Source organism: Rhodopila globiformis (assembly GCF_002937115.1).
GTDB lineage: Bacteria > Pseudomonadota > Alphaproteobacteria > Acetobacterales > Acetobacteraceae > Rhodopila > Rhodopila globiformis.
In genome coordinates, this window is record NZ_NHRY01000042.1 from 1 (window position 1) to 20,143 (window position 20,143).

The window sequence follows — 20,143 nt, forward strand, 5'->3', positions numbered from 1 at the left end:
CTGAACCGGCCACTTTAGTGGCCAACTGAACCCGGGACCGCGTTAGCGGTCCCGCTTGCCGCTTTGAGCGGCTCACACTCAACGGGCCGCGTCAGCGACCCGCCCGGCCGCTTTGAGCGGCCAACACTATAAAGCCCCCGGCTCTGCCGGGGGATATTTACCTGATATGCCCGGCCGCGGGCGCCGGACGAAACGTATCCACACAGGCTGCTCTGGCCAAGGCATGATAAAGCGGTTACAGACTCAAGCATGCTGATGCCGGCGCCGGACAGATGTCGAGAAAATCGGCCGCCGCACGATGCCAAGAAAATCGCGATGCCAAGAAAATGAGGAGACCGCCAGCCGATGAACGGCGCTGAAAGCCTGGTGCATTCGCTGCTGCACAGTGGCGTGACGACCTGCTTTGCCAATCCCGGCACGTCGGAGATGCACTTCGTTGCCGCGCTCGACCGGATCCCCGGGATGCACTGCGTGCTCGGCCTGTTCGAAGGCGTGGTGACCGGCGCCGCCGACGGCTACGCGCGGATGGCGGAAAAGCCGGCGGCCACCTTGCTGCATTGCGGCCCCGGCCTCGCCAACGGGCTGGCCAACCTGCACAACGCGCGCCGCGCCGCGACGCCGGTGGTGAACGTCGTTGGCGACCAGGCGACGTATCATCGTCCGCTCGACCCGCCGCTGACCGCCGACACGGACGGGTTCGCGCGCGGCGTCTCCGGCTGGGTGCGGACCTCGATGGACGTGCGGAGCGTCGGCGCGGACGCCGCGGCGGCGGTGCAGGCGGCAATGATCGCGCCTGGCCAGGTCGCCACCCTGATCCTGCCGTCCGACACGTCGTGGAACGAAGGCGGCGTGGTGGCGGAGGCGTTGCCGCGCCTGCCAACCCCCTTGTCGGCCCCCGGCCAGGTCGATGCGGCGGCCGCGGTGCTGCGCCGCGGCGGCCAGGGCGTGGTGCTGCTGCTCGGCGGCGTCGCCCTGCATGCGGAGGGACTGGCGCTGGCGCACCGCATCGCGGCGGCCACCGGATGCCGCGTGGTGGCGCAGGGCTCGAACGCGCGGATGGCGCGCGGGCAGGGGCGGCTGGCGGTGGAGCGGGTGCCCTACGTCGTGGACGTCGCCGTGCAGTTCATGCAGGGCACGCGGCAGCTGATCCTGGCGGGCGCGCGCAAGCCGGTGACGTTCTTCGCCTATCCGGGCAAGGTGCAGAGCGCGGTGCCCGAGGACGCCGCGGTGCATGTCCTGGCGCGGCCGGAACAGGATGTCGTGGAGGCGCTGGCGCGTCTCGCCGACGCGCTCGACTGCCCGAAGGTTGCCGCGCCGCACAACGGCGAGCGGCCGCACGCCGGCAGCGGCGCGCTGACGCCCGAGGCGGTGGCGGCGACGCTGGGCGCGCTGATGCCGGATGGCGCGGTGATCGCCGACGAATCAGTCAGTTTCGGCCGCGGGTTTTTCGCCAACACCAAAGCCGCGGCGCCGCATGACTGGCTGAACGTCACCGGCGGCGCCATCGGCGGCGGCATGCCGATGGCGACCGGCGCGGCGCTCGGCGCGCCCGGGCGGCGGGTGATCAACCTGCAGGCGGACGGGTCGGCGCTGTACACGGTGCAGGCGCTGTGGACGCAGGCGCGTGAAAAGCTCGACATTACAACTGTTATTTTCGCGAACCGGAAATACCAGATCCTGCTCGGCGAGCTGGCCAATGTCGGCGCCAATCCCGGCCGCACCGCGCTGGACATGATGGATCTCGGCAATCCGGATATCGATTGGACGCGTCTGGCCGGATCGCTCGGCGTGGAGGCGGCGCGTGCCGACACCGCGGAACGATTCGCCGACATCCTGGCGCATGCGCTGCGGCGGCCGGGTCCGTTCCTGGTCGAGTTGCCGGTGTGATCGAGCCGGGAGGGTCACGTTGCTCCGAAGTCATGGCGCGATGATTCACTTGACTGTAGCGACAGGCGTGCGTACATGAATGCGTGAGCAAGGGTATCACGTTGGTTGCGTCCACAGAAAAAACAACCTACAGAAGAATAGTCCGTTCGGGACTGGAACCAACCAGGCCCGTCATTTGGGAGGATGGACATGGCGAAACAAGGCCGTAACGTAACTGCACAGACGAAGTCGCGCACCGCGGCGACGAAGCCGCGCGCCCGCGCCGCGGCGGCAAAGCCGTCGGCCGCCGTCAGGGCCACCGCGGCGGAAGCGCCGCAGACCGGATGGGCGACGGACCTGGTGTTCGATGTGCGGGAACCGAAGCTGGCTGTCAGCCTTCGGCTCGATGCCGATGTCCTTCGCTTTTTCCGCGCTTTCGGCGCCGGCTACCAGACCCGCATCAATGAAGTGCTGAAGGCCTTCATGCACGCGCGCGGGGGCGCCGACGTCATCCCCCATCCGGTGCCGGCCGCCCGGTTGCCGCGCGCCAGTTCCAGCAACGGCAAGCGCGCGCGCTGACGAACCGCCCGAAACGTCGCCGCCTCGCGCGGCGACCGTGGGATACTGGGCGAGGTCGTCTTTCTGTCGTCATGGCCGGGACGCGCTCCACGGATGTCAGGCCAGAACGGTGGCGGGAGCAGGATCAAACCCTGTCTCTGTAAGCTGAATCGTGTCCAGTTCGGAAACCGTCGTCTGGCAGTGCGGATTTGAAGCGCTGCGAGCGGCAGGCGGTGTTTGCGGCAAGCGGCACGGCTGTCCGGGGTGGGTCAAAAGTGGCGGCGGAGCCTGGATCGCCTACCGAATTTTCAACACGGAGGACGACGGAGGACCATCAAGGGCCACGAAGGGGTGTGAACGAGTCAGGCCATGAAGCAGTGCGGCCCCGCCTTCAGGCACCCGGATGACGCTGGCACCATCCGCCCTGGCACCATCCGCCCTGGCACCATCCGCCAAGGACCCAGCCCTCGTCGTTGCCGACCGTAGGCCAGGCAGGAGGCGAAGGACCTTCCGCCACGTCAACAGAGTTGGTTCTTCCGGCGAGCTGTACCGGCGCCTAGGGGGACACGCGCGGCCATGCGACGCTGGACGCAGGAGGGCGCGCTTCCACTTTCGCTTCCCGGTCTCCCTACAACGAACGGGAAGGGGAAGTGGGAAGTCCATCAAAAACTGTGCTCACCGGGCCATCAAAGGGCGTGATCCTGCTCAGAAGAACGCCCATTGGCCTGGCCATCACGCTTTTCTTAGTGGCTTAGTGTCTTTGTGTTGAAGCGGCAGAAGAAACCGCACGGTCCTGTCGGTGTCGCACGGTCAGCGCCCGTGCCGCTACAACCGTTGGCTTTAACACAAAGACACTACAGTACACCGCAGGACGGCTGGGACTCCGCTTGCAGGAACACAGCGGCGGCATCGCTCTTCTCAGGCTGCCTGCGTTGCGGCCGGGGCGCCCGTCCAGACCACATGACGGTGCTGCCAGGGGTCTGCGTCCCTGTCATGGCCGGTGCTTGCTGCGGCCGACGATGGCTCACCACAGAGCCACAGAGATCAGATTCGCCGCGCTGCCGACGGCTTCGTTGCAATCTCTGTGTCCCTGTGTCTCTGTGGTGGACCAAGCGGATTTTCCGCCATCACGACATCGCCGTTCGGCCGCCAACGCCGCAGCCAGTTGCTGCATCGGCGCAACATTGTCACCCGGGCGACGCCACCCGTGCCTCCACGGGCTGTCGCTGCCGATCCGGCGCGGCCGTCTGAACCGACCTGCGGTTTGCTGTAAGCCACCAGGAATAGCGCCGTCTCGCGGTGCCCTGGGATGGACCCGTCCGCCGGAGCGATACGATCCGCAACGCCGCGCGCAGGAACACGCTCTGCCGGCAAGACGTGAAACGGTACGATAGGGCAGTTACCCAGGCTCGATGCCTGAGGAGAAGCCCTTGCTCCGCGAGCGGCAATGGGCCGCGAAATCAGCCCCCGGCGCCAGGGCGGGTGGCGATCCAGGCGCGCAGCACGCAGCCGATCTGCCGCTGCCAGTCATCATGGTTCGCCTTGAACCACGTCAGGATATCCGCATCCACGGCCAGTATGTCCTGGCCGCCGGGACAAGGTGGCCAATCCTGCCGATCGGCGCCGTCCGCCCGGACGGCGGCGCCCTGCGGGCCATTCAGGAAACCCGCGAGAAGCTGCTCGTCGTCGAGGCTGTCGGCGTCCTCGTCCGGTTCGTCTGAAATCATCGTCGTCTCAAACACTCTGCTGAGAAGCCAAGGCTGGAATTGCCCGGAAACCCCTTGGAACTGGATAGGTGCCTGCAATCCGGTGAGGACGCCGATACACACAGTAGCACCGACTGCTTAATATAAAGTTAACGGGCATACAGAAACGCATACGCCGCAGCGGCCGGGCCAGTTCGGGCGACCCGGACCGCCGCGGCCGCAACCCGGTCAGCGATCAGTCCGCCGCGTCGGCGACGTCCTCGGCGGTCTTCTTCTGCGCCCGGACGCGCTTCACCGCGGTTTCCACGTGACGGCTGAAGACGTACTCCGCCGGGCGCTGCCGGTCCAACGGCACGTCGGGCGCCATCGGGCCGTCCGTCCGGATTCCCAGCATCACTTGCGCCAGGGCTTTCCACGGGCGGCGCATCGTCTCCACCACCGCGCTGGCCTCGTAGCCGGAATGCACCATGCAGTCGGCGCACTTTTCATAGTTGCCGGTGCCGTAGCGGTCCCAGTCGGTGGTTTCCATCAGTTCCTTGAAGGAACTGGCGTACGCCTCGCCCAGCAGGTAGCAGGGCCGCTGCCAGCCGAAATAGTTGCGCGTCGGGTTGCCCCAGGGCGTGCAGTGGAAGGTCTGGTTGCCGGCGAGGAAGTCCAGGAACATCGACGACTGGTTGAACGCCCACTTGCCTTTCCAGCTTCCCTTGCCCTGGCGGCGGAAGATGCCGCGGAACAGTTCCTTGGTCCTGGTCCGGTTCAGGAAGTGCTGCTGGTCCGGCGCACGCTCGTACGCATAGCCGGGCGAAACCGAGATGCCGTCCACGCCCAGCGCCATCACGTCGTCGAAGAAGGTCGCGACCTTGTCCGGCTTCGCGGTGTTGAACAGCGTGGTGTTGATGATGGTGCGGAAGCCGCGCCGCTTCGATTCGGCGATTGCCGCCACCGCGCGCTCGTACACGCCCTCCTGGCAGACCGCCTCGTCGTGCTCGGGACGCCCGCCGTCGAGGTGAACCGACCAGGAGAACCACTTGCTCGGCTTGAAGAGATCCATCTTCTTCTCGAGCAGCAGCGCGTTGGTGCAGACAATGACGAACTTCTTCCGCGCGATCGCGCCCTGGACGATCTGGTCGAGTTCCTTGTGCAGCAGCGGCTCCCCGCCGGCGAGCACGACGACGGGGGCGCCGCACTCGTCCACCGCCTGCAGGCATTCCTCGACCGACAGGCGCTGGTTCAGGATCTCCGGCGGATAGTCGATCTTGCCGCACCCCGCACAGGCGAGGTTGCAGCGGAACAGCGGCTCCAGCATCAGCACCAGCGGATAGCGCTTGCGGCCCATCAGGTGCTGCTTGACCACATAGGCCCCGACGCGAAGCGCCTGATTCAGAGGTACGGACATGCTGGACAGGTATCCTTCTTATACGTCGGCGACCTGCGCCGGGAAGCGGAACCGGACGTCCTCGGCCACGCCATTCTGGTTGCAGACCTCGATCTCGCCGAAGCGGCGCAGCCCGTCGAGCACGCCCTGGACCAGCGTTTCCGGCGCCGAGGCGCCCGCCGTCAGGCCGACCGTGGCGATTCCCTGGAACCATTCGCCGCGCAGCGCGTCGGCGTCGTCGATCAGATAGGACGGCTTGCCCATCTCCGCGCCGATTTCGCGCAGCCGGTTGGAATTCGAGGAATTGCGCGAGCCGACGACCAGCAGCATGTCGACGTGCCGGGCCAGGTCGCGCACCGCCTGCTGGCGGTTCTGCGTCGCATAGCAGATGTCGCGCACGTCCGGCCCGACGATCGCCGGGAAGCGCTCGATAAGCGCCGCGATGATGCCGCGGGTGTCATCCACCGACAGCGTCGTCTGGGTGATGTAGGCGAGCTTCTCGGGGTCCTTGACCTCCAGCTTCGCCACGTCGTCGACGGTCTGCACCAGATAGACCTTGGCGGGGACCTGGCCGATGACACCCTCGACCTCCGCATGGCCGGCATGACCGATAAGCACGATCTCGCGGCCCTGGCGGGCGTAGCGGCGGCCTTCGTTGTGTACCTTGGCGACCAGTGGGCAGGTGGCGTCGATCACCGGCAGGCCGCGTTCCGCGGCTTCCTCTTCGACGCTTTTTGCGACGCCGTGGGCGGAGAAGACGGTCATCGCGCCGGGCGGGATCTCATCCAGTTCGTCCACGAACACGGCGCCGCGGGTGCGCAGGTCCTCGACGACGTGCCGGTTGTGCACGATCTCGTGCCGGACATAAATCGGCGGGCCGTATTTCCGCAGCGCCCGTTCGACGACTTCAATGGCTCGCTCCACGCCGGCGCAGAAACCACGGGGCTGTGCGAGGACGACACGTATCATGCAGCCAGTCTCCGAATAATACCGGACCCGCTCAGTCCCGTTACCAAAGCCGGGATATCGCAGATCGCCTGGAATGTCGCAACGAGGCAATGCCGCAGCGGCCGGCACCATAGGAGTCCTTATTGGGAACCGCCATGGCAAAACCAATGGCATAAAGGCACTGTAACAGAAGGTCTGATTTTTGATGCTTGCAAAGAGTGGCTTTTCTGCAACAAAGAGCGGGATCGCGTTCGGGTCATCATGCGTAATATCCGCGGGCGTGGTATCGGCGTGAAACTTGGCTCCCGGTCGGGGGGAGCCGCTGGTTCTTGGGGCTGATTGTGGCTTTGATGAAAACTGTACCGCCGATTGATCTTCCGGGGGAAATGGCGCGCGCGGCCCGGCTTGTGGAACAGGCGCTGGACGTGCTGCTGCCGTCGGTCGATACCGCCGAGGGGCGGGTCGCCGAGGCCATGCGCTATGCCACGCTGGGGGGCGGCAAGCGGCTGCGGGCCTTCCTGGTGATGCAGGCCGCGTCCCTGTTCTCGGTCGCCGAAACCTGCGCCGCCCGCGTCGCCGCCTCGGTCGAGATGCTGCACGCCTATTCGCTGGTGCACGACGACCTGCCGTCGATGGACAACGACGACCTGCGCCGGGGCAAGCCCAGCACCCATCGCGCCTTTGATGAGGCTACCGCCATCCTCGCCGGCGACGCCCTGCAGACCCGCGCGTTCGAGATTCTGGCGGAGCCGGATACCCATTCCGATCCGCAGGCGCGCTGCGAGCTGGTCGCAGCACTGGGCGCCGCGGCGGGAGCCCGCGGCATGGTCGGCGGGCAGATGATCGACATGCTTTCCGAGGGCAAGACTCTCGACGGTCCGGCGGTGACGCGGCTGCAGGCGCTCAAGACGGGGCGGCTGATCCAGTACAGCGTCGAGGCCGGGGCGATTCTCGGTCGCGCGTCGGCGCAGGATCGCCATTCCCTTGCCGCCTATGGACGTGATATCGGCGCAGCGTTCCAGATCACCGACGACCTGCTGGATGTCGAAGGCAGCGCCGAGGATCTCGGCAAGACCGCGGGCAAGGACCTGGCGGCGGGGAAGGCGACCATGGTCGCGGTGCTTGGGGTCGAGATGGCCCGGGCGCATGCGGACATGCTGGCGGCGCAGGCCGCCAAACACCTGGACGGCTTCGGCGACCGTGCGGCCTGTCTCCGCGCGCTGGCGGCTTATGTCGTGGCCCGACGCAATTGATCGAGATGTAGGAGTTCCCATGAACCCAAGCAGCACCGCGTTGCTCGATCGCGTGACATACCCGATCGACCTGCGGAATTTCTCGCCCGAGCAGTTGCGGCTGCTGGCGGACGAGGTGCGGGCGGAGACGATCAATGCGGTCTCGGTCACGGGTGGCCACCTGGGCGCCTGCCTGGGCGTGGTGGAACTGACGGTCGCACTGCACGCCGTATTCGACACGCCGTACGACCGCGTGATCTGGGACGTCGGGCACCAGGCCTACCCGCACAAGATCCTGACCGGGCGGCGCGACCGCATCCGCACCCTGCGCCAGGGCGGCGGCCTGTCCGGCTTCACCAAGCGCTCGGAAAGCGAATACGACCCGTTCGGCGCGGCGCATTCCTCGACCTCGATCTCCGCCGGCCTGGGCATGGCCGTGGCGCGCGACCTCAAGACGGCCCGCTATGAGGCGGCCTCGGAGGAGGAGCGGCAGGCGCAAGGCTTGCAGCGCGACGACCGCAACGTGGTGGCCGTCATCGGCGACGGCTCCATGAGCGCCGGCATGGCCTATGAGGCGATGAACAACGCCGGCAGCCTCAAGTCGCGCCTGATCGTCGTGCTGAACGATAACGACATGTCGATCGCCCCGCCGGTGGGGGCCATGAGCGCCTACCTGTCGCGGCTGATGTCGTCCCGCAGCTTCATCTCGCTGCGCGACCTCGCGGTGAAGATGGTCAAGCGCTTCCCCAAGGGGATCGAGCGCACCGCCCGCCGCGCCGAGGAATACGCCCGCGGCATCCTGACCGGCGGCACGCTGTTCGAGGAACTCGGCTTCTATTATGTCGGGCCGATCGACGGCCATAACCTGGACCACCTGCTGCCGGTGCTGCGCAACGTGCGCGAGGCCGACGAGGCGGGCGCGATCCTGGTGCACGTCATCACCCAGAAGGGCAAGGGCTACGAGCCGGCCGAGCGCGCGCCCGACAAGTATCATGGCGTGTCGAAGTTCAACGTCATCACCGGCGAGCAGGCGAAGGCTCCTCCCGGGCCGCCGAGCTACACCAAGGTGTTCGGCGACGCGCTGATCAACGAAGCGAAGCGCGATCCCGCCATCGTCGCCATCACCGCGGCGATGCCCTCGGGCACCGGGCTGGACAAGTTCGCCACGGCATTCCCCGATCGCATGTTCGACGTCGGCATCGCCGAGCAGCATGCGGTGACCTTCGCCGCCGGCATGGCGACCGAGGGGATGAAGCCGTTCTGCGCCATCTACTCGACCTTCCTGCAGCGCGCCTATGACCAGGTGGTGCACGACGTGGCGCTGCAGAACCTGCCGGTCCGCTTCGCCATGGACCGCGCCGGCTACGTCGGTGCCGACGGCGCGACTCACGCCGGCAGCTTCGACCTGGCATTCCTCGGTTGCCTGCCGAACATGGTCATCATGGCGCCATCCGACGAAGCCGAACTGGTCCACGTCGTCGCCACCGCCGCGGCCACCGACGATCGGCCGACGGCGTTCCGCTATCCGCGCGGCGAGGGCACCGGCGTGGCGCTGCCGACGCAGGGCGAGATCCTGGCGCTGGGCAAGGGGCGGCTGATCCGCGAGGGCAACAACATCGCCATCCTGTCGCTCGGCACGCGGCTGGCCGATGCGCTGAAGGCGGCTGACGAGCTGGCTGCGCGCGGCTTCCCCACCACGGTGGCCGACGCCCGCTTCGCCAAGCCGATCGACACGGCGATGGTCGAGCAACTGGCGAAGCACCACGAGGTGCTGATCATCGTCGAGGAGGCGGCAATCGGCGGCTTCAGCGCCCACGTCATGCAGCACCTGGCCTGGAAGGGCCTGCTCGACAACGGGCTGAAGGTTCGCCCGATGGTGATGCCGGACGCGTTCATCGACCATAACAGCCAGGCGAAGCAACTGGCCGAGGCCGGGTTGTCGGCGCGGGACATCGTCGACACGGCGCTGGCCGCCGTCGGCGTCGAGGTTCCGGGCGCGGGCCAGGCGAAAGCCCTGACTGGCAGATGATCCGGCTGACCAGGCGCGCGCTGCTGCCGTCACTGACGGCAGCAGCGCTGGTGGCGTTCAAGCCGGTCCGGGCACAGCCGGACGGCGACCTTGGCCAGCCGCTGACGAAACTGTATGCCGGTTTGGAGGCGGCGATGCGCGCCGGCTCCACAACATCGTTCGCCGAGCGCTTCAAGGCGCTGGCGCCGGCGGTGGACGGGGCTTTCGACCTGCCGACGGTTCTGAAGGTCTCGGTCGGGCTGCGCTGGGACAGCATGAATCCGGCCGACCAGGCCAGGCTGATCGAGGCGTTCCGGCGCTTCACCATCGCCACCTATGTGGCCAATTTCGACAAGTACGACGGTGAGCGCTTCCAGGTCCTGCCCGGCGCGCGCGACCTGGGAGCCGATCGTGTCGTGCAGACGGAGATCGTGTCCGCCACCGGCGATCGGATCCGGCTCGACTACGTCATGCGCGACGATGCCGGCGTGTGGAAGGCCGTGGACGTGCTGCTGGACGGATCGATCAGCCGCGTCGCGGTGCAGCGGTCGGACTTCCGCAAGATCCTGGCGCGCGGCGACGCCGATGCGCTGATCGACAGCCTGCGCCGGAAGATCGTCGACCTGTCGAACGGCGCGCTGAAATCGTGATGACGGTGCCGGCCTGGATCGCGGCGGCCTGCTGCGGCATTGGGCTGGCGCAGGCTCTGGTCGCGGCGCGGCTGGTTACGCGGTTCGCCCGGCGCCCGCGGGGCGAGCCAGCGTCGCGGCCGCCGGTGACGATACTGAAGCCGCTGCACGGCGACGAACCACTGCTGGAGCAGGCGCTGGCCACGGCCTGCCGGCAGGATTATCCGCGGTGGCAGGTGGTGTTCGGCGTGCAGGATGCCGGCGATCCCGCGGCGGCGGTGGTCGAGCGCCTGCGGACGCGCTTCCCGGACTGCGACATCGCGCTGGTGATCGACCCCGCTCTGCACGGCGAGAACCGCAAGGTCGGCAATCTGATCAACATGCTGCCGGCGGCCCGGCACGACGTGCTGGTGATCGCCGACTCGGACGTGCATGTGCGGCCGGATTACCTGGATCGCCTGATGGCGGCCCTGGAACAGCCGGGCGTTGGCCTGGTGACGACGATCTATGCCGGGCTGCCGTCCAGCCGGCGTCTGCCGGCGCTGCTGGGGGCGACGCAGATCACCCATGGCTTCCTGCCCGGCGCGGTGCTGGCGCGTGCGCTCGGGCGGCAGGATTCGCTGGGCGCGACGATGTGCCTGCGCCGGCAGGACCTCGCACGCTGCGGCGGATTCCGCGCGCTGGTCGATCATCTGGCGGACGATGCCGTGCTTGGGCACCGGGTCGCCGCCCTGGGCCAGACCGTGGCGCTGGCCGGCACGGTGCCGCTGACGACGGTGCCCGAAGACACCATGCGCGCCCTGTTCCGCCATGAACTGCGCTGGGCACGCACGATTCGCGCCCTGGAGCCGGGCGGGTTCGCCGCCTCGGTGCTGCAGTACCCGCTGGCCTGGGCGCTGCTGGCGGTGGCGCTGGCGGGCGGTGCGGCCTGGGCGGTGGGCGTTTTTGCCCTCGCCTGGATTATCCGCGCCGTGGCTGCTAGCATGATCGACCGTGCATTGGCGCCACAGTGGAACGGAGAAGCGCCCGCCGTGCCGGCTTTTCGCTGCCCGGCCTGGCTGCTGCCGGCGCGGGATCTCTTGTCGGTGGCGGTGATGCTTGCCAGCTATGGCGGACGTCGGGTCGATTGGCGCGGGTATGGCCTGCTGGCGGATACGCCGCAGCCGCCCGGGGCCGCCGACGTGACGTTCCGCTCGATCGAGGAATTCAACGCGCAATGATGAAGACCCTGTTCCTGCATCCGCCCTCTTTCGACGGGTTCGACGGTGGTGCCGGTTCGCGCTATCAGGCAAAGCGCGAGATCAAGTCGTTCTGGTTCCCCACTTGGCTGGCGCAGCCGGCGGCGCTGGTGCCCGGCAGCAAGCTGATCGACGCCCCGCCGGCGCGGGTCAGGCTGGATGCGGTGACGGCGCAGGCGCGGAATTATGAGCTGTGCGTGATGCATACCTCGACACCGTCGTTTGCTTCGGACGTGAAGGTCGCCGAGGCGCTGAAAGCCGCCAACCCGTCGCTGAAGATCGGCTTTGTCGGCGCCAAGGTGGCGGTGCAGCCGGCCGAGAGCCTGGCCCAGGGCGGCGCGATCGACTTCGTCGCGCGCAACGAGTTCGACTTCACCATCAAGGAAATCGCCGAGGGCCGCGACTGGAGCAGCGTGGACGGGATTTCCTATCGGAATGCCGCCGACGTGGTGATCCACAACCAGGACCGCGCGATCCTCGAGGATATGGATTCGCTGCCGTTCGTCACGGAAGTGTACAAGCGCGACCTGCGGATCGAGGACTACTTCATCGGCTACCTGATGCATCCGTACATATCTCTGTACACCGGCCGGGGCTGCAAGTCGCATTGCACCTTCTGCCTGTGGCCGCAGACGGTGGGCGGGCACCGCTATCGGGTGCGCTCGCCCGGGCATGTCGCGGCGGAGATCCGGCAGTCGCTGCAGATGTTCCCGCAGGTGAAGGAGTATTTCTTCGACGACGACACCTTCACTGACAACCTGCCGCGGGCCGAGGCGATCGCGAAGGAACTCGGCAGGATGGGCGTCACCTGGTCGTGCAACGCCAAGGCGAACGTGCCGCGCGAGACGCTGAAGGTGCTGAAGGACAACGGGCTGCGCCTGCTGCTGGTGGGGTATGAAAGCGGCAACCAGCAGATCCTGCACAATATCAAGAAGGGCATGCGGATCGAGGTCGCGCGCAAGTTCACGCAGGACTGCCACGACCTGGGGATCAAGATCCACGGCACGTTCATCCTGGGCCTGCCGGGGGAGACGAAGGAGACGATCGAGGAGACGATCAAGTTCGCCACCGAGATCAATCCGCACACCATCCAGGTGTCGCTGGCGGCGCCGTATCCGGGCACGTTCCTGTACAAGCAGGCGGTGGAGAACGGCTGGCTGGATGCCCAGCATGCGGAACTGGTGGACGAAAGCGGCGTGCAGATCGCGCCGCTGCACTATCCGCACCTGTCGCATACCGAGATCTTCGACAACGTGGAGACGTTCTACAAGCGCTTCTACTTCCGCGCGCCGAAGATCGCCTCCATCGTGAATGAGATGGTGCGCAGCCCGCAGATGATGAAGCGCCGGCTGCGGGAGGGGGTGGAGTTCTTCCAGTTCCTGCGGGAGCGGCACGACGCGGCCTGAGGGTAGGCTGTCGGCGGTGGCGGGGGCGAAGGGTGGCTTGTTGCCTCACTGTCGTGGCCGGGCGTGTCCCCATCGGTATCAGGATAGGGCGTCCGGCGGAGCAAGGTCTTCTCCCTTACCGTCATGGCCGGGCGTGTCCCGGCGCCATCGACCCCGCGCCGTCGAAGCGCGGATGGCCGGGACACGCCCGGCCATGACGATAGGGCGACGACCATGCCCTGTTCCCCCGAAAGTTAGCGCCAATGGGGACACGCCCGGCCATGACGGTGAAAGAACGGGTCCCATGAAGTCCGTCACCTTCTCCGCCGACGATTTTGGCCTGAGCGAGGCGGTCAACGAAGGCATCGAGCGCGCCCACCGCGACGGTGTCCTGCAAGCTGCCAGCCTGATGGTTGCCGCTCCGGCCGCGGCCGATGCCGTCCGTCGCGCGCGTGCCAATCCGCCGCTGCGGGTCGGCCTGCATCTGGTGGTGATCGAGGGCCCTGCGGTGCTGCCGCCCGCCGAGATTCCTGGTCTTGTCGATCCGGCCGGGCAGTTCCCTTCTGACCAGTTGCGGCTCGGCCTGAACTACTTCTTCCGCCCGGGCATCCGGCGGCAGCTTGCCGCGGAAATCCGCGCCCAGTTCGCGGCGTTCGCCGCCACCGGCCTGGCGCTGGACCATGCCAACGCGCACAAGCACATGCACCTGCATCCGACGGTCGGCGCCATGATGCTGCGAATCGGCCGCGAGTACGGCCTGAACCGCATCCGCGTTCCGGCCGAACCCCCGGACGTCATGGCGCGCTGCGATACGGCTGTCGGTTTCGGCGACAGGATTCTGTATCGCTGGACGCAAATCCTCCGCCGCCAGGCGCGGGCGGCCGGCGTGGCCAGCAACGATCATTGCTTCGGCATTGCCTGGAGCGGGCACATGACGACGGATCGCATCCAGCGATTGCTGCGTCACTTGCCGGACGGGAACAGCGAAATCTACTTCCATCCGGCCGCCCGGCGCGACGCGGTGCTGGATCGCCTGATGCCCGACTATGAGCACGAAGCGGAACTGGCAGCGCTGCTGGCGATCGGTCGCCTGCGTGACCATGAGGCCCGTTAGGACGGACCGGAACCAGGCCGCCCACGCGCCGGTGCTGTCGATGATTATTTCAAGCGGAGCAGATCGAGGAACGATACCGGTCCTCGACGTGCCGGAACGACAGCAGGACATTGCCGGCCGCTTACCGAAATGCACCGCTGTCCGCCGATTGGCCACTTGCCGATCATTGATGAAGGCGACAGGCTGCATGCCTGCAATGGTCGGAAACAAGGAGGCCGTCATGGCAAGAGCGGCTGTACAGAAGCAAACCGTTGATCCCCATGTGCTCAGCCTGAAAGTGACACTGCGTCATATCAGGCCGCCGATATGGCGCCGCATCGTGGTGCCGCGCGACATGACCCTCGCTGACCTGCATCGGGCGATCCAGGTGGTCATGGGCTGGGAAGACGCTCATCTACATGCGTTCACTGTCGGCGGCAGGCAGTACAGTGACCCGCAAATGGGACTTGAAGACGCCGCCAACGAGGCGCGGGTGACACTGGACAGCCTGGCAAGATCAGGCATGACCCGCTTCACCTATACCTACGACTTCGGCGATGACTGGGAGCACGACATCCTGATCGAGAAGCGGCCCCCGGCCACGACGGCCAACGCCTACCCGATCTGCGTTGCCGGCAAGCGCAACTGTCCGCCGGAAGATTGCGGCGGCATCTGGGGCTACGAGGAACTGCTTGCGGCTCTTGCGGATCGCGACAATCCCGAACATGCCGAACGACTCGAATGGCTGGGCGAGGCGTTCGACCCGGAGGATTTTTCGGTCGCCTCCGCCGATGTGGTGCTTGGCGCCGCTTTCGGGCGGCCGACGCCGCCAGCGACCGGCTGAACCCGTTATACCCGCCTTTGAATACTGGTATCTCCACCTCGGCGACCCACTGGAACTGGTCCAGCATCATGGCCTACGGCATGCCCGGGTTGAGATGCCCTATGCCGAAGGTTTCACTTCGAGATCACCGGTAACCAGGAAGCCCTCATGGCCAGAGCAGCTGAACGAAAACAACAAGCTGAAGCCGATGTGCTCAGTCTGAAGGTGACACTGCGCAACATCGACCCGCCGATATGGCGCCGGATCATCATGCCGCGCCACATGACCCTGACCGACCTGCACGACGTGATCCAGGCCGTCATGGGGTGGGAGAACGACCATATGTATGACTTCGACTTCGGCCGCAGGAGAAGACAGGAAGCGGCCATGCTGGCCGAAACCAAAGATGAGGATGAGAACGACCCGACGCTGGACGAACTGGTCAAATCCGGCATGACCAAGTTTACCTACATCTATGACTTCGGTGACAACTGGAAGCACGATATCCTGATCGAGAAGCGGCTGCCGGCAACCACCGCGAAGGCCTTCCCGGCCTGCGTCGCGGGCGCGCGCAGTGGCCCGCCGGAGGACTGCGGCGGCCCCTGGGGCTATGCGGAACTGCTCGCGGCTGTCGCGGATCCCACTCACCCCGAGCATAAGGAGCGTCTCGAATGGCTCGGCAGGAAGTTCGATCCGGAGGCTTTCTCGGTCGCCAAGGCCGACGCCAAGCTCGCCGCCAGGTTCAAGCGGGCGAGGGCGGCGCCGGCTAAAGGCTGAACCCGCTCTACCGGCCCTTGAAAGCCGGCATCACCGCCTCGGCGACCCACTGGAACTGATCCAGCATCATCGCCTGCGGCGTGCCCATCGGCGTGCTCAGGTTGATGTGCTCCATGCCCGGGTAGCGCGCTTCCAGGTCTTTCAGGTAGGCGACCAGTTCCTCCGGCGTGCCGGCGAACCAGGCGCCGGTCTTCATGTAGTCCTCCAGCTTCGGTGCGCCGGCTTCATACCAACCGCCGCGGCGGCTGATGGCTTCCACCTGGGCGGGCGTGGCGCCCGGCAGGAAGCCGAGGGGGGCGAACATCTTGGCGTGCTCCTCGTACAGCGGCCGCAGCGCGGCGACCGCTTTCTCCCGGCTGTCGGCGAGGTGGAAGAAGATCCCCAGCATCAGGTTCTCGCCCAGCTTCAAATCCTTCCCAGCGCGCGCCGCGGCGTCCCGGTACGCCGTGATCGGCCCCTGCTGCAGCGTCGCCGCGCCGCCGCCGACGGCGCCCTTGATGCCGTGCCGGATCATGAAGTCCAGCCCGCGCGGGCTGGCGCTGACCACTGGCTGCCAGCACTCCACCGGACGGTTCACCGGCCGCGGCACCAGGGTGATGTCCTTCAACTGGTAGCCGCGATAGGGCACCTCGGGCGGCAGCGTGTAGTACTTGCCGCGGTGCGAGAACGACTCCTCGTTGAACGCCTTGAAGATGATATCGACCTGTTCCTCGAACAGGTCGCGGTTGGCATCCTGGTTCAGCATCGGCGCGCCGAAGGTCTCCACCTCCCGCGTGTGATAGCCGCGGCCGACGCCGAAGATGGTGCGGCCCTTGGTCAGGATGTCAGCGACGGCGTAGTCCTCGGCCAGGCGCAGCGGGTGCCACATCGGCGCGATGTTGAAGCCGCAGCCGATTTTCAGGGTCTTCGTCAGGTGCGCGAGGTGGACCGCGACCATCAGCAGGTTGGGGATGACCTCGTAGCCCTCGTGCTGGAAGTGGTGCTCGGCCAGCCACAGCGAGTGGAAGCCGAGGCGGTCCATGGTTTGCGCCACGGCCTCGGTCTTGGCGAAGACCCCGGCGAGGGCGTCGTTGGAGAAGCGCCGTTCATTCGCCGGTGTCGCGTCCTGCCCGCGGTCGGGCAGGTCGATATGCCCGGGATAGACGGTGGCGAACTTGCTGATCATGGATGCTCCCTGATTTTGTTCTTGTCGATGGCGCCGCGTTCGTCGGGGCGGCTTGGGGTGCCGTCGGGCACCCCGGAGGCGGCGTTATCCGCCGTAATAGACCGTGTCGCCGAGGTCCTTCATCTCCAGCACCGCGGCATCGAGCCGGCCTTGCGGCTTCTTCATCACCACCGCCTCGGTGACTTCGGCAACGAAGACGTGGTGGTCGCCGAGTTCGACGATCTGGCTGACGGTGCATTCCACGGCGGCGATCGCGGCATCGAGGATCGGCGCGCCGTTGGCGCCGGCGTGGAAAGCCTGGCCCGACAGCTTGCCGTCTTCCAGCTTCGCCGGCTTGAAGAATCCGAAGGCGAGGTCCTTCTGGTCCTTGCCGAGGAAATTGAGCACGAACCGGCCGGTGCCCTTGACCACGGTATGGGCGCCCGAATCGGCCTTGACGCCGACGACGAGCAGCGGCGGCGCGAAGGATCCCTGAGTGACCCAGTTAACGGTCGCGGCACCGACGTTGCCTTTGCCGTCGTTGGCGGTGAGGACGTAGATCCCGTACGGGATCATGCGGAGGGCGGTCTTTTTGGCGTCGGCGTCCATGGTCTTCTCCTTACGCTGTGCGTCTGGAAAGAGATTAGGGCGCTTTCAGGGGGTGTGGAAAGGTAAAGGCCGTCGCCGCTTGGCCATGACGATGAGGCAGCGGGCCAGATCCGGCCATGGCGGTGAGAACGAGCCGCCGACCTACAATACCTCGGTATCCAGCGCGTACCCCGCCGTCCGCACCGTCCGCACCACGTCCAGCTCATCCNGATCATGCGGAGGGCGGTCTTTTTGGCGTCGGCGTCCATGGTCTTCTCCTTACGCTGTGCGTCTGGAAAGAGATTAGGGCGCTTTCAGGGGGTGTGGAAAGGTAAAGGCCGTCGCCGCTTGGCCATGGCGCAAGGTCGTCACTCTATCGTCATGGCCGGGCGTGTCCCGGCCATCCGCGCTTCAACGGTGGGGGGTAGATGGCCGGGACACGCCCGGCCATGACGATGAGGCAGCGGGCCAGATCCGGCCATGGCGGTGAGAACGAGCCGCCGACCTACAATACCTCGGTATCCAGCGCGTACCCCGCCGTCCGCACCGTCCGCACCACGTCCAGCTCATCCGGCCCGTTGATCGACTTGCGCAGGCGGCGGATATGCACGTCCACCGTCCGCGGCTCGACATGGATGTCCGGACCCCACACCGCATCCAGCAGTTCCTCGCGTGAGAACACCCGCCGCGGGTGCTGCATGAAGAACTCCAGCAGCCGGAACTCGGTCGGCCCCAGGTGCAGGCGGCGGTCGTTGCGGGTGACGCGGTGCGACGCCAGGTCCATGCTGATGTCGTGGAAGGTCAGTAGCCCCTTCACCGGCACCGGGCTCGACCGCCGCAGCAGCGCGCGCATCCGCGCCAGCAGGGCATCGATGTTGAACGGCTTGGTGATGTAGTCGTCGGCGCCGGTGTTCAGGCCGCGCACCGCGTCCTGGTCCTCGGTCCGCGCTGTCACCATGATCACCGGCAGGTCGCGCGTCGCCGGCTTGCGGCGGATCTGGCGGCAGACCTCGATGCCGGACATCACCGGCAGCATCCAGTCCAGCAGCACCAGGTCCGGCTGCTGCTCCGAGATGCGGGTCAGCGCTTCCTGGCCGTCGGCGGCTTCCTCGACGCGGAAGCCCTGCTTTTCCAGGTTGTAGCGCAGCATCGTCAGCAGCGGCGCCTCATCCTCCACCACCAGCACCAGCGGCTTGGCCAGGCTGGACACGTTGTCGAGCATCACACGCTCTCCAGGTTATTCCTTGGGACGAACAACGGTATAGGCCGAGGTATCCCCTTTCGGCCGCGCTTCGGACAGCACCTCGCCTTCCACGGCGTAGTAGAGGGTCTCGGCGACGTTGGTGGCGTGGTCGCCGATGCGCTCCAGGTTCTTGGCGATGAACAGCAGGTGCGTGCACGGCGTGATGTTGCGCGGGTCTTCCATCATGTAGGTGATCAGCTCGCGGAACAGCGCCGTGTAGAGGTCGTCCACCACCCGGTCGGACCGCCACACCTCGATCGCCTTGGCGGTGTCGCTGGCGCCGATGGCGTCGATGATCATCTTCAGCTGCTCCTGCACCATATGCGCCATGTGCACGAGGCCGGTCAGCGAAAAGGGCAGGGTGTACTGCGCCAGCACGATGCTGCGCTTGGCGACGTTGGCGGCGTAATCGCCGATACGCTCCAGGTCACCGGTGATCTTCAGCGCGGCGACGATCAGCCGCAGGTCGCTCGCCATCGGCTGGCGCAGTGCCAGCATGCGGATGACGAACTGCTCGATCTCGCGTTCCAGCGCATCGACCTGCGGGTCCGCCTCGACCGCCCGGGTTGCCGCGGCGGCGTCGCGTTCGGCGATCGCCTGGGCCGCCAGGGCAACCTGGCTTTCCACAATGCCGCCCATCTCGGTCAGCAGGTCGCGCAGCTTCTTCAGGTCGGCATCGAAGCTCTTAACCAGGTGTTCGGTCGACTCGGGCATAATTCCCTCGGTCCTTTTCCGCTCAGCCGAACCGGCCGGTGACGTATTCCTGCGTGCGCTTCTGCTTCGGCGCGGTGAAGATCTGCGCCGCCGGTCCGCACTCCACCATTTCCCCCAGGTAGAAGAACGCCACCTGGTCGGCGCAGCGCGCGGCCTGCTGCATGTTGTGGGTGACGATGGCGATGGTGAAGTCGGTCTTCAGTTCGTCGATCAGTTCCTCGATCTTCAGCGTGCTGATCGGATCGAGCGCGCTGGTCGGCTCATCCAGCAGGATCACCTCGGGCCGCACCGCGATGGTCCGCGCGATGCACAGGCGCTGCTGCTGCCCGCCCGACAGGCCCATGGCGGACATGTGCAGCCGATCCTTCGCCTCGTCCAATAGCGCCGCGCGGGCCAGCGACCATTCCACCCGCTCGTCCATCGCCGATTTCGACAGCCTCTCGTGCAGCTTCACGCCGAAGGCGATGTTCTCGTAGATCGTCATCGGGAACGGCGTCGGCTTCTGGAACACCATGCCGATGCGGGCGCGCAGCGCGTTCACGTCGACCTTGGGGTCGATGATGTTGGCGCCGTCCATCATCACCTCGCCGGTCGCGCGCTGGCCGGGGTAGAGGTCGTACATCCGGTTCAGCACCCGCAGCAGCGTCGACTTGCCGCAGCCCGAGGGGCCGATCATGCCGGTGACCTGACGGTCCGGCAGGTCGAGGTCAATCGCCTTCAGCGCCCGATGGTCGCCGTAGAAGAAATCCAGGTTGCGCATGGCGATGCGCGCCGGGTTCATCGCCGACGCACGGCCGGTCACGGGCCGCATGCCCG

18 protein-coding genes are annotated in these 20,143 nt (G+C 66.6%); 10 read left to right on the top strand and 8 right to left on the bottom strand.

Annotation, left to right across the window (positions count from 1 at the left end; all coding sequences use genetic code 11):
• Positions 1-345 precede the first annotated feature (345 nt).
• On the top strand, positions 346-1,887 hold the full coding sequence (locus tag CCS01_RS02680; protein WP_104517286.1) for an acetolactate synthase large subunit: 1,542 nt from the start codon (positions 346-348) through the stop codon (positions 1,885-1,887).
• A gap of 189 nt (positions 1,888-2,076) precedes the next feature.
• On the top strand, positions 2,077-2,445 hold the full coding sequence (locus tag CCS01_RS02685; protein ID WP_104517318.1) for a BrnA antitoxin family protein: 369 nt from the start codon (positions 2,077-2,079) through the stop codon (positions 2,443-2,445).
• A gap of 1,439 nt (positions 2,446-3,884) precedes the next feature.
• Here CCS01_RS02685 and CCS01_RS02690 read toward each other — a convergent pair.
• The 3 genes from CCS01_RS02690 to ispH form a co-directional block, all read right to left on the bottom strand.
• Positions 3,885-4,151 (bottom strand): hypothetical protein, encoded by a 267-nt coding sequence (locus tag CCS01_RS02690; protein ID WP_104517287.1) that lies wholly within the window; start codon positions 4,149-4,151, stop codon positions 3,885-3,887.
• A gap of 214 nt (positions 4,152-4,365) precedes the next feature.
• Positions 4,366-5,526: an adenosyl-hopene transferase HpnH gene (gene hpnH, locus CCS01_RS02695; protein ID WP_104517288.1), complete on the bottom strand. Its 1,161-nt coding sequence runs from the start codon at positions 5,524-5,526 to the stop codon at positions 4,366-4,368.
• Between the two features lie 18 nt (positions 5,527-5,544).
• Positions 5,545-6,474 (bottom strand): 4-hydroxy-3-methylbut-2-enyl diphosphate reductase, encoded by a 930-nt coding sequence (gene ispH, locus CCS01_RS02700; RefSeq protein WP_104517289.1) that lies wholly within the window; start codon positions 6,472-6,474, stop codon positions 5,545-5,547.
• Between the two features lie 329 nt (positions 6,475-6,803).
• On the opposite strand from ispH, the gene CCS01_RS02705 reads away from it, so the two are divergent.
• The 8 genes from CCS01_RS02705 to CCS01_RS02740 all read left to right on the top strand — a co-directional run bounded on the left by CCS01_RS02705 (position 6,804) and on the right by CCS01_RS02740 (position 15,638).
• Positions 6,804-7,706 (top strand): polyprenyl synthetase family protein, encoded by a 903-nt coding sequence (locus CCS01_RS02705; protein ID WP_170114617.1) that lies wholly within the window; start codon positions 6,804-6,806, stop codon positions 7,704-7,706.
• A 19-nt stretch (positions 7,707-7,725) separates the two neighbouring features.
• Positions 7,726-9,714: a 1-deoxy-D-xylulose-5-phosphate synthase gene (dxs, locus tag CCS01_RS02710; RefSeq protein WP_104517291.1), complete on the top strand. Its 1,989-nt coding sequence runs from the start codon at positions 7,726-7,728 to the stop codon at positions 9,712-9,714.
• Positions 9,711-10,343, top strand: a complete 633-nt coding sequence (locus CCS01_RS02715; protein WP_104517319.1) for an ABC transporter substrate-binding protein — start codon at positions 9,711-9,713, stop codon at positions 10,341-10,343. Before dxs ends, CCS01_RS02715 begins: the two co-directional genes overlap by 4 nt.
• Positions 10,343-11,542 carry a bacteriohopanetetrol glucosamine biosynthesis glycosyltransferase HpnI gene (gene hpnI, locus CCS01_RS02720; protein ID WP_239991981.1) on the top strand — a complete coding sequence of 400 codons (1,200 nt, stop codon included), beginning with the start codon at positions 10,343-10,345 and terminating at the stop codon, positions 11,540-11,542. Before CCS01_RS02715 ends, hpnI begins: the two co-directional genes overlap by 1 nt.
• Entirely contained in the window at positions 11,539-12,966 is a 1,428-nt protein-coding gene (hpnJ, locus tag CCS01_RS02725) for a hopanoid biosynthesis associated radical SAM protein HpnJ (protein ID WP_104517292.1), read from the top strand. Before hpnI ends, hpnJ begins: the two co-directional genes overlap by 4 nt.
• A 283-nt stretch (positions 12,967-13,249) precedes the next feature.
• Positions 13,250-14,059 carry a hopanoid biosynthesis-associated protein HpnK gene (gene hpnK, locus CCS01_RS02730; RefSeq protein ID WP_104517293.1) on the top strand — a complete coding sequence of 270 codons (810 nt, stop codon included), beginning with the start codon at positions 13,250-13,252 and terminating at the stop codon, positions 14,057-14,059.
• Positions 14,060-14,099: 40 nt separating this feature from the next.
• Entirely contained in the window at positions 14,100-14,882 is a 783-nt protein-coding gene (locus CCS01_RS02735; protein ID WP_239991983.1) for a plasmid pRiA4b ORF-3 family protein, read from the top strand.
• A 147-nt stretch (positions 14,883-15,029) separates the two neighbouring features.
• On the top strand, positions 15,030-15,638 hold the full coding sequence (locus CCS01_RS02740) for a plasmid pRiA4b ORF-3 family protein (protein ID WP_104517294.1): 609 nt from the start codon (positions 15,030-15,032) through the stop codon (positions 15,636-15,638).
• A gap of 7 nt (positions 15,639-15,645) precedes the next feature.
• On the opposite strand, the gene CCS01_RS02745 is transcribed toward CCS01_RS02740, so the two are convergent.
• The 5 genes from CCS01_RS02745 to pstB form a co-directional block, all read right to left on the bottom strand.
• Complete coding sequence (locus CCS01_RS02745) at positions 15,646-16,803, bottom strand: LLM class flavin-dependent oxidoreductase (RefSeq protein ID WP_104517295.1); 1,158 nt, start codon at positions 16,801-16,803, stop codon at positions 15,646-15,648.
• An 84-nt stretch (positions 16,804-16,887) separates the two neighbouring features.
• A complete protein-coding gene (locus tag CCS01_RS02750; RefSeq protein WP_104517296.1) occupies positions 16,888-17,391 on the bottom strand; it encodes a flavin reductase family protein in 504 nt (167 codons plus the stop codon).
• Positions 17,392-17,875: 484 nt separating this feature from the next.
• On the bottom strand, positions 17,876-18,592 hold the full coding sequence (gene phoB, locus CCS01_RS02755; protein WP_193540098.1) for a phosphate regulon transcriptional regulator PhoB: 717 nt from the start codon (positions 18,590-18,592) through the stop codon (positions 17,876-17,878).
• A 15-nt stretch (positions 18,593-18,607) separates the two neighbouring features.
• The gene (phoU, locus tag CCS01_RS02760; RefSeq protein WP_104517298.1) at positions 18,608-19,327 is read right to left on the bottom strand and encodes a phosphate signaling complex protein PhoU; all 720 of its coding nucleotides are present in this window, start codon (positions 19,325-19,327) and stop codon (positions 18,608-18,610) included.
• Between the two features lie 22 nt (positions 19,328-19,349).
• Entirely contained in the window at positions 19,350-20,138 is a 789-nt protein-coding gene (gene pstB, locus CCS01_RS02765; protein ID WP_104517322.1) for a phosphate ABC transporter ATP-binding protein PstB, read from the bottom strand.
• Positions 20,139-20,143: the final 5 nt, after the last annotated feature.